The following is a 12,000-nucleotide window of genomic DNA, read 5'->3' as shown; positions in this document are numbered from 1 at the left end:
AAGATCAAGGACACTCTGGGGACGTCGCGGCCGATGTGTGTGGACGTCACCAACGACCGCGGTAACGGGGTCCGGATCTACCAGTGGGAGTGTCAGGCCGACAACAACAATCAGAAGTTCGTGATCGACGCGGGTCAGATCAAGATCAAGGACACTCTGGGGACGTCGCGGCCGATGTGTGTGGACGTCACCAACGACCGCGGTAACGGGGTCCGGATCTACCAGTGGGAGTGTCAGAGCGGCAACAACAACCAGAGGTTCGTGATCGACGGGGGTCAGATCAAGATCAAGGACACTCTGGTCTGAGCCGGCGGGTCGGTGGCGGGGGCTGGTCCGCGGTGAGCGGACCGGCCCCCGCCGTCCTTGTGCCGGACGCAGGACGCCGGACGCCGGACTGGTGACGGGGGCAGAGGTCAGGTGGTGAAGTCCCGGACGAGGGTGACGAAGTCGTCGGGGCGTTCGACGCTGGAGACGTGGCCGGCGTCGAGTTCGAGGTAGGAGCTGCCGGGGATGGCGGCGTGGAGCTCGCGGGAGTTCTCCACCGGGATCAGGCCGTCGCGGGCGGCGCCGACGACCAGCGTGGGGGCCGTGATGCCGGGCAGCAGGTGGCGGAGGTCGACGCGGCGGCCGAGGTCGATCTGGCGCAGGCGGTTGGGGTGCGGCCGGAAGTACGTCGCCCGGCTCTCCAGGTCCTCGGGGCCGAGGGAGTTGAGGTAGCGGCGGCTGAAGGCGGTCAGCATGGAGAAACGGGCGAAGGCGTCCGGGGTGCCGGCCAGGCCGAGCCAGGTCTGCAGGGCGGTGCGCAGGTAGGCGTCCTCGGTGTGGGCCCAGCCGGAGACCGGGATCAGGCGGCGGACGAGTTCGGGGCGGGTGGCGGCGAGGGACAGGGCGACCACCGCGCCCAAGGAGAACCCGAGCAGGTCCACGGGGGCCTTGCCGGAGTCCTCGATGACGGCCGCGAGCTGCTCGGTCAGGCCCTCGACGGTCAGGGGGGCGCCGTCGTCCTCGACGAGGTCGCTGCCGCCGAGGTCGGGCAGGATCACGGTGTTGCGGTCGGCGAAGCGCTCGGCGACGCCGTCCCAGGTCGACGAGCCCGGGCCGGTGCCGTGCAGGAGCACCAGGCCGGGGCCGTCGCCGACGGTGCGGTAGGCGACGCGGGTCCCGGAGACGGTCAGGTGTCGGGTCATGGGCGCCACCGTGCCAGCCGGCGTCGCGGATGAGGAGCGGACCGGATTCCCTAGGACAGACAGTCCTGGACTGCGATATTTCGCGGTATTGCAGGATGGGCTCATGGATCGTGCGGAGCTTGCTGACTTCCTACGCCGCTCGCGGGAGCGGCTGCTGCCCGGCGAGGTGGGGCTGCCGTCGGGGCCGCGTCGCCGTACTCCGGGGCTGAGGAGGGAGGAGGTGGCGCAGCTCGCGGGCATGTCGGCGGACTACCTGATGCGGTTGGAGCAGGCGCGCAGCCCGCAGCCGTCCACCCAGCTGCTGGGCGCGCTGGCGCGGGCGCTGCGGCTGACCAGCGACGAACGCGACCACCTCTACCTGCTGGCCGGGCACCGGCCGCCGGCCGGCCCGCGCGCGGGCGAGCACGTCAAGCCGAGCCTGCTCTACCTGCTCGACCGCCTCGTCGGCACGCCCGCGCAGGTGCTCAGCGACCTGGGTGACGTGCTGGCGCAGAACGCCATGGCCGAGTCCCTGTTCGGGTGCGGCTGCACGGTCGAGGAGCCCGATCGCAACATCGTGTGGCGCTGGTTCACCGACCCGTTCAGGCGCGAGGCCTACCCGGAGGAGGAGCACGCCGAGCGCTCCCGCGTGCACGTGGCCGACCTGCGCGCGGCGGTGGTCCGCCGGGGCAACGACGAGCCGGCCCGCGCCCTGGTCGAGCGCCTGCATCGGGCCAGCCCGGAGTTCGTCTCGTTGTGGGAACGGCACGAGGTCGCGGTACGCCGGGGCAGCCGCATGCGGGTCCGGCATCCGGCCATCGGCGCGATGGAGTTCGACTACGAGGTGCTGCTGGCCCCGGCCGAGGACCAGCGGCTGCTGATCTTCACGCCGCCGCCCGGGTCGAAGACGTTCGAGGCGCTGGAGCTGCTGCGGGTGGTGGGGCCGGAGACCGTGCACCGGAGCCACCGGTAGCCGTACGGGAGACGCCGCGTCAGCGGGCGCGTCAGGACGGCGACGGTCCCGTGTCAGCGCGGCCGGGGATGGTTGAACCATCACCGGTTCGGGGAATCGGCCCGAAGGCTCTGAAAGGCGTACGAATCATGACGAACGACAGCGTTTCCGTGGACAACATGGCCGAGCGCCCGGAGCTGCAGAAGATCCTCCAGGAGATCGTGGACGCCGGTTTCGTCGGCGTGCAGATGCGGGTGAACGACGAGCGGGGCGAGTGGGTCGGCACCGCCGGGGTGCGCGAGCTGGGCGGCCTCGCCGAGCCGCCGGCGGACGGTCGGTTCCGGGTCGGCAGCGTCACCAAGACCTTCACCGCGGCCCTGGTCCTGAGCCTGGTGGCCGACGGCGTGCTCGGCCTGGACGATGTCGTGGACGACCACCTGCCCGAGTTCGGGCTGGACCGGCGGATCACCGTACGGATGTTGCTCCAGCACACCAGCGGCGTGTTCAACTTCACCGGCGAGTACTACGAGGACGGCACCGTCGTGCCGGGGATCGTCTGGTCGGGCAAGGAGTGGGTGGAGAACCGCTTCAAGACCTACCAGCCGCAGGAGCTGGTACGGCTCGCGCTGTCCAAGCCCGCCCGCTTCGAGCCGGGGGCGGACTGGAGCTACTCCAACACCAACTACGTCCTGGCCAGGCTGCTGATCGAGAAGGTCACCGGCCGCCCGCTGGCCGAGGAGATGCGGCTGCGCGTCCTGGACCCGCTCGGGCTGCCGGACACCGTCGTGCCGGACACCGACACGGAGATCGCCGGGCCGCACGCCCACGCCTACTACCGCTACGAGGAGGACGGCCAGGAAAGGACGGTCGACGTCACCCGTCAGAACCCCTCCTGGATCTCCACCGGCGGCGACATGATCTCGACCACCCGCGACCTGCACACGTTCATCTCCGGGCTGATGGGCGGCCGGCTCCTGCCGTCCTCGCTGCTGGACGAGATGCGCGCCGCGCATCCCAAGGTCGGCTACGGCCTGGGGGTGTTCGTGCAGGACGCGGACCCCGACACCGGCACCCTCATCACGCACAACGGCGGCATCTCGGGCTCGGCGGCGCTGATGTACAGCACGCCCGACGGCCGCAGGACCCTGACCGCCTCGGTGACCTACGTGGACGACGCCGCGATGTCCCAGGCGGCGGCGTTCCAGGAGGTCGTGCAGCGGCTGGTCAAGGAGGTCTTCGGCCAGGCGGCCTCCTAGGGGCCGGGCGGACGGCGAGCGGCCCGGCGCCGGTCCGCCGCGCCGGTCGGGCCGGACGGCGAGCGGCCCCGTGCCGGGCCGCCGCGCCGGCGGTTCGCCGCCTTGACAGGGGCCCTTGCGCGCCAGGGGGAAATCGTCTAACTCTTAGGAAGGTTTCCTTTTTAAATGGAAGGCGCGCAGAGTGGCCGCTACCCCCCGATCCGGCGCCCTGAAGCTCGTCCTGGCGGCTCTGTGCCTCCTGCTGGCCACCGCCTGCGGCGCGGCCGGGGCCCAGGCTCCTCCGGTGAACGCCCAGGACGTGATGTTCGTGCAGATGATGGTGCAGCACCACCGTCAGGGCATCGAGATCGCCAAGCTCGGCAGTCAACGGGCCACCAATGACCAGCTCCGGATCCTGGTGGCCGCCGTGGCCAGCACGCAGCAGGACGAGGTCGAGATGATGCTGCGCTGGCTGTACGCCTGGGAGCAGCCGCTCACCGCCGCCTCCGGCGCCCATGACCATCACGGCGGCATGCCGGAGACCGACCGCAAGCAGATCAGGGCGCTGAAGAAGTCGAAGTCCTTCGAGCACGACCTGATGACCCTGCTGATCGCGCACCAGGGCGACGCCATCAAGATGGCGGACGCCGAGGTCGCCTCCGGCGCGGACCCGGAGGTCAAGGAGTGGGCGGGGCAGGTGCAGGCGTCCCGCAAGGCGCAGATCGACCTGATGAAGGACCTGCTCAAGCGCTGATCGGGGAAGATCCCCGGTCGGCGTAGACGTGCGTCGGATTAAGTGATTAGATCACTTGATATGTCCGAGGTTGCGCGGCCGACGCTTTCCGACGCTCTGACCGAGCGCATGCTGGAGCTCATCCGTAGTGGAGGGCACCGGCCGGGCGACAGGCTGCCCTCCACCAGGGAGCTCTCCCAGCGTTTCGCCGTCACCACCCCGACGCTGCGCGAAGCGCTGCGCAGGCTGGAGGCCACCGGAGCCATCGAGCTGCGGCACGGCTCGGGCATCTACGTCGGCGCCGACATCGAGCGGCTCGTGCTGCCCAACCCCAACATGCGCGAGATGCACGCCGCCCAGCTCCTCGAACTGCTCGGCGCGCGGATCGTGATCGAGCCGCCGCTGGCCGCCATGGCCGCCGAGCACGCCGAGGGCGCGGAGCTGGCCGCGCTCAAGCGGGTGCTCGACCAGGCCGGCCGGCACCTGCGCGGCGAGGACGCCGAGCTGCACGAGGCCAACATGTCCTTCCACCGGGCGACCGCGCGGATGGCGGGCAACAGCGTGCTGCACGAGGTCGTCGACTCGCTGCTCACCGTCCACGGGCCGGAGCAGCGGGAGATCCTGCAGATCTTCGACGACCGGCGCCGCGACTACGAGGAGCACCTGGCCATCCTGGAGGCCATCGAAGCGCGTGACGCCGCCGAGGCGCAGGCGCGCATGCGGGCCCATCTGGTCGACGTCCGGACCGTCGTCGAACAGAGGTTGCCACCCAGATAGAGCAAGTCCCCCCGAAAGAGCAAGGAGGCCGGCCATGTTCCGGTCACGTGTGGCCACGCTCGGCGTGGCGGCGCTGGTCCTGACCGCCTGCGGCGGCAACAGCGCCGAGGCGCCGAAGAAGAAGACCGAACTGACGCTCTACAACGACAAGGGCGCCTGGACGAAATACTTCGACGAGATGGGCGCGCTGTCCAAGCAGCAGATCGGCCTGGGCATGAAGCCGACGGGATACACCGACTCCGCCCAGTACCAGGCCTTCATCAAGGCGTCGTTCCGCACGGACGTGAAGCCCGACCTGTTCACCTGGCAGACCGGGGGGATGCTGGCGGAGATCGTCAAGCAGAAGCAGGTGGCCGACACGACGGCCGTCTGGCAGGAGGCGATCAAGGCGGGTGACCTGTCGCAGGACCTCGCCCCGTACTACACCATCGGCGGCAAGCAGTACTGCGTGCCGATGAACGTCGCCTATTGGGGCATGTTCTACAACAAGAAGATCTTCGACAAGTACGGCCTGAAGCCCCCGCAGACGTGGGACGAGCTGGTCCAGGCCGCCGAGACCCTGAAGAAGAACGGCGTCAAGGCCTTCTATCACACCAGCGTGCTGTTCTCCTTCGTCTGGTTCGAGCAGCTCCTGGCCGGCTCCGACCCCGACCTGTACGACCGGCTGTCCACGGGCCAGGCCAAGTACACCGACCCGGGTGTGGTGCAGGTGATGGAGAAGTGGAAGTCGCTCATCGACGCCGGATATTTCATGAACCCGGGTGACAAGACCGACCCCGGGGACGTCATGAAGACCGGCAAGGCGGCGATGGTCTCCTTCGGCACCTGGTTCAGCACCAGCATGACCCAGCGCGACCTGAAGTCCGGCACCGACTACGGATTCTTCGTCATCCCCAACGTGAACCCCGCGCTGCCGAAGACCTCGATGATCTTCGAGAGCGGGCCGCTGTGCTCGCTCGCCAAGGGCGCCGACCCCGACTCCAGCATGAAGTACCTCAAGTGGTGGACCACCGCCGACGCCCAGAAGAAGTGGGCCACCACCAGGGGCGACGTGAGCGCCAACCCGAAGGTCGAGATCGCCGACGAAGCGCTCGGCGCGGTCACCAAGGACGCGGGCGGCGGCAAGTACCGCCTGGTCAACCGCTACTTCGAGGCCACGCCGCCGCCGGTGCTGACCGCCGCTCTCGACGGCTTCGGCAAGTTCGTCACCGAGCCCGGCACGTACAAGGAAGTGCTGGACAGCATCCAGAAGGCCGCCGACGAGTACTGGGCCACGCATCAGTGATGAGCGCCCGGACCCCGATGCTGGGCCGGTTCAGGCACGGTTACGTGGCGCCCGCGGCCGTGCTGGTCGCGGGGCTGCTCTACGCGCCGTTCCTGTGGACGGCCTACCTGAGCCTCACCCGCTACGACGGCCTGGAGCCCCCGGCGTGGGTCGGCGTGCACAACTTCGTCAAGCTGCTGGACGACCCCGCGCTGCTCACCTCGACCCGCAATACGCTCATCTGGGTGGCCGGCACGATGGTGCTGCCGGTCGGGCTCGGCCTGCTGGTCGCGGTGCTGTCCTACGACATCAAGGGCGGCGCCTGGTACCGGGTGCCGTTCATGTTGCCGTACGCGCTGAGCGGCGCGGGCCTGGCCATGGTGTGGAGCCCGGTGTTGTCCCACGACGGCATCGCCAACCGGCTGCTCGGCGTGGACACCGCGTTCCTCCAGGTCGCGCCGGACAACACGCTGGCCATGCTGCTGGTGTGGACCTGGCAGCAGCTCGGCGTGAACACGCTGCTGTTCGTCGTGGGCCTGCAGTCCATCCCCAAGGAGCCCATCGAGGCCGCCCGCCTGGACGGCGCCTCCGGCTGGCGGCTGTTCCGGCACGTGATCTGGCCGCTGATGCGCCCGCTGACCGCGGTCGTGGTCGGGCTGGCCCTGGTGGCGAGCCTGAAGACGTTCGACATCGTGTGGGTGCTGACACAGGGCGGCCCGGGACGCAACTCCGAGACGCTGGCGGTGACCATGTACCGCGACACGTTCGTGGCCAGTGACTACGGCTACGGCTCGGCGGTCGCGGTGCTGCTCACCGTGGTCACCGGGCTGGCCTCCTACCTCTACCTGAGGAGGCAGGTGCGATGATCCGGCGCATCGTGCTCATCGTGCTCGGGCTGATCTGGCTCGGCCCGACCTACCTGCTCGTCGTCAACGCCTCCAGGCCGGCGGCCTCGTACGACCCGGGCAGCGCGTGGGCGCCGTCCGGCGACTTCGCGCTGCTGGACAACTTCGGCCGCGCCCTGGACAGCGCCGACCTGACCGGCAGCCTGGCCAGCACCGCGCTCTACGCGGTCGTCTCGCCGCTGCTCGGCGTGGTGATCGGGGCGCTGGCCGGCTACACGATCGTGGTGCTGCGGCTGCGCCACGGGTTCTGGTGGTTCCTGCTGATCTTCGGCGGCACCGTGTTCCCGTCGCAGATGCTGCTCGTGCCGCTGTTCGTCGGCTACAGCGACGCCGGCCTGTACGACAGCAGGCTCGGCATGATCCTGATCTACACCGCCATCAACGTGCCGCTGGCCGCGTTCGTGCTGCGCAACTTCTACACGGGGGTCGCGTTCTCGATCTTCGAGGCGGCCCGCATGGACGGCGCGTCCACGTGGCGCATCTTCTGGCGCATCTACCTGCCGATCTCGCTCAGCGCGCTGACGGCGGTGTTCATCCTGGAGTTCACCTTCATCTGGAACGACCTCATCTTCGGCCTGACGCTGACCCAGACCGAGAGCGTACGGCCGGTCATGACCGCCCTGGCCGGGCTGATGACCGACGTCTACGCCGGCACCCCGGTCCCCGTCGGCCTGGCGGCGGGCCTGGTGGTCTCGCTGCCGACGGTCGTGCTGTTCCTGGCCACCCAGCGCCTCTTCGCACGGGGCCTGTCCCTAGGGAGTGTTTAGATGACGAGCCGGTTGCTGCAGCGGAGCCTGGGTAGCCCCGACTACGACGGGATCAGGCAGGCGCTGCGCAACGACACCTCGACCCCGGTGATCAGCGCGCGCGGGCTGGAGGTGCGGGTCGCGGTGCTGCCGCTGTTCACGCACGACGGCCGCCAGGCGGTCAGGGTGTCGAGCACGCAACCCCTGACCCACGTGCTGGTGGGCGTCGACAGCGCCTCCGGCACGGACGTGACGCTGCTGGTGCCCGAGGTGGACGCGCCGCGCACGCTCACCCTGGAGTGCCGCGACGACGCCGGCGTGGTCGGCAGCGCGCAGGTCACGGTCACCCCGCAGCGCAAGTGGAGCGTGTTCGTCGTGCACCACTCGCACCTGGACATCGGCTACACCGACCCCCAGGGCACGGTGCTCCGCCACCACCTCGACTACCTCGACGCGGCCGTGCGGCTGGCCGAGGAGACCGCCTCCTGGCCGGACGACGCCAAGTTCCGCTGGACGGTCGAGTCGTCGATGCCCGCGCTCAAATGGCTCGACGCCCGGCCGGCCGGGCAGGTCGAGTCGTTCGCCGCGCTGGCCAGGGCGGGCGTGATCGAGGTGACCGCGCTGCCGTTCCAGCTGCACACCGAGGCGTGCTCGACCGAGGAGCTCTACCGCCAGCTCCGCTTCACCGCCCAGCTCCAGGACCGGTACGGCTTCGCCACCAGGTCCGCCATGCACACCGACGTGCCGGGCGCGGTCGTCGGCCTGGTGGACGCGCTCAACGCCTCAGGCGTGCGTTACCTGGCCGCCGCGCACAACTGGGCCGGGCGGTCGGTGCCGTACCTGCACGGCGGCGACAAGCTGACCAGGCCGTTCCGGTGGCGGGCGCCGAGCGGGAACGAGCTGCTCGTGTGGTTCACCGACACGCCGCACGGGATGGCGTACATGGAGGGCAACACGGTCGGGCTGACCGACTCCTACGAGCTGGCCGACGACCTGCTGCCGCGCTACCTGTCGGCGCTGGCCACGCGGGGCTACCCGTACGGGCCGGGGACGTTCGGGTGGCAGGGGCCGGACGCGCCGCGCGAGCCGTACGAGCTGGACGTGCTGCACCTGCGGGTGCAGGGCGCGCACGCCGACAACGCCGGGCCGTCGATCGTGCCCGCCTCCATCGCCCGCCGGTGGAACGAGACGTGGGCATGGCCGCGCCTGCGCTCGGCGGTCAACAGCGACTTCTTCGAGCACGTCGAGGAGCGCTACCACGACCGCCTGGCCGTGCACGAGGGCGACTGGACCGACTGGTGGGCCGACGGGCTCGGCTCGGGCGCCCGCCCGCTCGGCTACGTGCGCCGCGCCCAGTCGGCCCTGCGCGTCGCCGAGACCCTGCACACGATCGCCGGCACGGACGCCACGGACGAGATCGACGCGGCCTACGACAAGGTCGCCCTGTTCAACGAGCACACCTGGGGCGCGGCCAACCCGTGGGAGGACGCCGAGGAGGCGGGCGACTCCGGCGGCCTGCAGTGGACCCGCAAGTCGTCGGGCGCCTACCAGGCCCAGGACGACGCCTCCGACCTGCTGCACGCCGCCACCCGCCGCTTCGCCGCCGCCCTCTCCTCCCCGGACGGGAAAGACACCGCCCTGTCGGACGCGGAAGGCGCTCTGGCCGCCTTCGCCGTGTTCAACCCCGGCACCAGGGCGCGCACCGACGTGGTGCGCGCGTTCCTGCCGCGCGACGTGGTGGCCGTGGACGTGCCGATCGCGCTGGTCGACGCCCGGACCGGCGAGACCGTGCCGCACCACGAGGAGTACGTCGACCCCGACGACTGGCCGACCCGCCCGATCGGCCGGCACGTGCACGCGGTCGTGCCGGACGTCCCCGGCTTCGGCTACGCGCGGCTGGACGTCGTCCGCGGGCCGGGCCAGGCCCCCGAGCCGGTCGAGCCGGATCTGGACGGCGTGATCGAGAACGAGTTCTACCGGGTCGCCTACGACGTCCGCGAGGGCCACATCAACTCGATCTTCGACAAGTCCGCCGGCCGCGAGCTGGTCAACGGCGACGCAGCCGCCGGCTTCGGCCAGTACGTCTACGACCGCTACGCCACCGCCCCGCACTTCAACCACCTGTCGGGCCACGTCGGGGCGCACGACAGGACGCTCCTCGGCGACCGGGCCGTCGCCCGCAACGCGACGATCGTCAGGGCCCTGCGCACGGCGGTCGGCGAGAAGCTGGTCGTCGAGCTCCACGGCAAGGGCGTCGACTGGCTGCGCACCACGATCGAGCTGCACCGGGGCGTCCCCAGGCTCGACCTGACCTACCAGCTCGCCAAGCAGGGCACCCCGGCCAAGGAGGCGGTGTTCCTGGCGTTCCCGTTCGCGACCGGCCCGGCCACGGCCTGGGAGCTGACCGGCGGGGTCGGCGGCCCCGGCGTGCCGCGCGTGCCCGGCTCGGCCGAGTACATGTTGCCGATCAGGCACTGGATCGCCTTCGAGGACCCCGAGCTGACCGTCGCCTGGGCCACCCTGGAAGCGCCGCTGGTGCAGCTCGGCACCATCCACATGCCGTACGCGCCGTTCCCGCCCACGCTCGACCAGGAGGACGGCACGGTCTACTCCTGGGCGCTCAACAACATCTGGGACACCAACTTCCCGGCCCAGCAGCAGGGCGAGACCACCTTCCGGTACGCCGTCACCTCGGCGGCCGGCGTCAAGGGCAGCAGGCTGGGGGCGGCGGCGGCCTCGGGGCTGACCGAGCCGTTCGTCGGCGCGCTGATCACCGGCGGTCCCGGGGCGACCGAGACCTACGCCTCGGTGGACCACCCCGACGTGCTGATCACCTCGATCGGCCGGGTGGACGGCGAGCAGGTGGTCCGGTTGCAGTCGCTGGCCGCCGAGCCGGTGACGGCGACGGTCACGGTCCCTGGACGGGATCCGGTCGAGGTCCGGCTGCCCGCCTGCGGGGTCGCCGTCGTCGGAGGGAAGCGCGCGTGAAGATCGTTGACATCCGGGCCACGACGGTCGCCGTCCCGCTGGAGGCGCCGCTGCGGCACAGCAACGGCGCCCACTGGGGCCGGTTCGTGCGCACGATCGTCGAGGTCGAGGCCGACAACGGGCTGGTCGGCCTGGGGGAGATGGGCGGCGGTGGGGAGAGCGCGGAGTCGGCCTTCCGGGCGCTTGTCCCGTACCTGAAGGGGCACAACCCGTTCGAGCTGGAGGCGCTGCGCTTCAAGATCGCCAATCCGACCGCCTCGCTCTACAACAACCGCACCCAGCTCCTGGCCGCCGTCGAGTTCGCCTGCCTCGACCTCGTCGGGCAGCACCTGGGCGTGCCCGTCCACGACCTGCTGGGCGGGCGGCTGCGGGACACGGTCCCGTTCGCCTCCTACCTGTTCTTCCGGTACGCCGCCGACGGCCATCCGGAGATCCGCACCCCCGGCCAGCTCGTCGAGCACGCCGCCCGGCTCAAGCAGGCGCACGGGTTCACCGTGCACAAGCTCAAGGGCGGCGTCTTCCCGCCGGACTACGAGCTGGAGTGCTACCGGGCCCTGGCCGAGGCGTTCCCGGACGACCGGCTCAGGTACGACCCCAACGCCGTCCTGTCGGTGGCCGAGGGGCTGCGGTTCGGCCGGGCCATCGAGGGGCTGAACAACGACTACCTGGAGGACCCCGTCTGGGGGATGGAGGGGCTCAGGGCCGTCCGGGAGCAGGTCAGGGTGCCCCTCGCCACCAACACGGTGGTCGTCAACTTCGAGCAGCTCGCCTCCAACGTGCTGCGCAGGTCCGCCGACGTGGTGCTGCTGGACACGACGTTCTGGGGCGGGGTCCGGCCGTGCGTGAAGGCGGCGGGGGTGTGCGACACGTTCCAGGTCGGGGTGGCCGTGCACTCCTCGGGCGAGCTCGGCATCCAGCTCGCGACCATGCTGCACCTCGGCGCGGTGCTGCCGAACCTCACCTACGCCGCCGACGCCCACTACCACCAGCTGCGCGACGACGTGATCGAGGGCGGCAGGCTGCCGTACGCGGACGGCGCCATCGCCGTGCCCTCCGGGCCGGGGCTCGGGGTGCGTCTCGACCCCGATCGCGTGGCCCGCTACGCCGAGTTCTACCGGGAGACCGGCGGCTATCCCTACGACCGCGACCCGGGGCGTCCCGGCTGGTACGCCACCGTCCCGAACGAGCGCTTCGCCGACCCCGCGATCTCGGTGGACGTTGCCCCATAATTGGC

At 70.6% G+C, this 12,000-nt stretch carries 11 protein-coding genes; 10 read left to right on the top strand and 1 reads right to left on the bottom strand.

Annotated elements, in window-relative coordinates; genetic code table 11:
• On the top strand, positions 1 to 306 hold a 306-nt coding region (locus tag ACWCSD_RS06300; protein WP_449913352.1), incomplete at its 5' end, for a ricin-type beta-trefoil lectin domain protein.
• A gap of 107 nt (positions 307 to 413) precedes the next feature.
• Here ACWCSD_RS06300 and ACWCSD_RS06295 read toward each other — a convergent pair.
• On the bottom strand, positions 414 to 1,187 hold the full coding sequence (locus ACWCSD_RS06295; protein WP_449913350.1) for an alpha/beta fold hydrolase: 774 nt from the start codon (positions 1,185 to 1,187) through the stop codon (positions 414 to 416).
• A 103-nt stretch (positions 1,188 to 1,290) separates the two neighbouring features.
• Here ACWCSD_RS06295 and ACWCSD_RS06290 point away from each other — a divergent pair, with 103 nt between their 5' ends.
• The 9 genes from ACWCSD_RS06290 to ACWCSD_RS06250 all read left to right on the top strand — a co-directional run bounded on the left by ACWCSD_RS06290 (position 1,291) and on the right by ACWCSD_RS06250 (position 11,995).
• A complete protein-coding gene (locus ACWCSD_RS06290) occupies positions 1,291 to 2,139 on the top strand; it encodes a helix-turn-helix transcriptional regulator (RefSeq protein ID WP_449913348.1) in 849 nt (282 codons plus the stop codon).
• A gap of 128 nt (positions 2,140 to 2,267) precedes the next feature.
• Positions 2,268 to 3,374, top strand: coding sequence for a serine hydrolase domain-containing protein (locus ACWCSD_RS06285; protein WP_397155387.1), 1,107 nt, complete (start codon positions 2,268 to 2,270; stop codon positions 3,372 to 3,374).
• Positions 3,375 to 3,555: 181 nt separating this feature from the next.
• On the top strand, positions 3,556 to 4,107 hold the full coding sequence (locus ACWCSD_RS06280) for a DUF305 domain-containing protein (RefSeq protein WP_449913346.1): 552 nt from the start codon (positions 3,556 to 3,558) through the stop codon (positions 4,105 to 4,107).
• A 60-nt stretch (positions 4,108 to 4,167) separates the two neighbouring features.
• Positions 4,168 to 4,863, top strand: a complete 696-nt coding sequence (locus ACWCSD_RS06275) for a FadR/GntR family transcriptional regulator (protein WP_352318565.1) — start codon at positions 4,168 to 4,170, stop codon at positions 4,861 to 4,863.
• 34 nt (positions 4,864 to 4,897) lie between these two features.
• A complete protein-coding gene (locus tag ACWCSD_RS06270) occupies positions 4,898 to 6,148 on the top strand; it encodes an ABC transporter substrate-binding protein (protein ID WP_397155392.1) in 1,251 nt (416 codons plus the stop codon).
• Entirely contained in the window at positions 6,148 to 6,993 is an 846-nt protein-coding gene (locus ACWCSD_RS06265; protein ID WP_357975433.1) for a carbohydrate ABC transporter permease, read from the top strand. Before ACWCSD_RS06270 ends, ACWCSD_RS06265 begins: the two co-directional genes overlap by 1 nt.
• Entirely contained in the window at positions 6,990 to 7,799 is an 810-nt protein-coding gene (locus ACWCSD_RS06260) for a carbohydrate ABC transporter permease (RefSeq protein ID WP_397155396.1), read from the top strand. Before ACWCSD_RS06265 ends, ACWCSD_RS06260 begins: the two co-directional genes overlap by 4 nt.
• Positions 7,800 to 10,766: a glycoside hydrolase family 38 N-terminal domain-containing protein gene (locus ACWCSD_RS06255; protein WP_449913344.1), complete on the top strand. Its 2,967-nt coding sequence runs from the start codon at positions 7,800 to 7,802 to the stop codon at positions 10,764 to 10,766. It abuts the gene before it with no gap.
• Positions 10,763 to 11,995 (top strand): enolase C-terminal domain-like protein, encoded by a 1,233-nt coding sequence (locus ACWCSD_RS06250; RefSeq protein ID WP_397155400.1) that lies wholly within the window; start codon positions 10,763 to 10,765, stop codon positions 11,993 to 11,995. Before ACWCSD_RS06255 ends, ACWCSD_RS06250 begins: the two co-directional genes overlap by 4 nt.
• The last annotated feature ends 5 nt before the right edge of the window (positions 11,996 to 12,000 follow it).

This window comes from Nonomuraea sp. NPDC001684, from assembly GCF_053596515.1.
This window is presented reverse-complemented; position numbering and strand designations above follow the sequence as displayed.

Bases quoted from the DNA above. Each gene is read 5' to 3' on its own strand.
- ACWCSD_RS06295 (WP_449913350.1), bottom strand. From the start codon at position 1,187: ATGACCCGACACCTGACCGTCTCCGGGACCCGCGTCGCCTACCGCACC.
- ACWCSD_RS06290 (WP_449913348.1), top strand. From the start codon at position 1,291: ATGGATCGTGCGGAGCTTGCTGACTTCCTACGCCGCTCGCGGGAGCGG.
- ACWCSD_RS06285 (WP_397155387.1), top strand. From the start codon at position 2,268: ATGACGAACGACAGCGTTTCCGTGGACAACATGGCCGAGCGCCCGGAG.
- ACWCSD_RS06275 (WP_352318565.1), top strand. From the start codon at position 4,168: ATGTCCGAGGTTGCGCGGCCGACGCTTTCCGACGCTCTGACCGAGCGC.
- ACWCSD_RS06270 (WP_397155392.1), top strand. From the start codon at position 4,898: ATGTTCCGGTCACGTGTGGCCACGCTCGGCGTGGCGGCGCTGGTCCTG.
- ACWCSD_RS06265 (WP_357975433.1), top strand. From the start codon at position 6,148: ATGAGCGCCCGGACCCCGATGCTGGGCCGGTTCAGGCACGGTTACGTG.
- ACWCSD_RS06260 (WP_397155396.1), top strand. From the start codon at position 6,990: ATGATCCGGCGCATCGTGCTCATCGTGCTCGGGCTGATCTGGCTCGGC.
- ACWCSD_RS06255 (WP_449913344.1), top strand. From the start codon at position 7,800: ATGACGAGCCGGTTGCTGCAGCGGAGCCTGGGTAGCCCCGACTACGAC.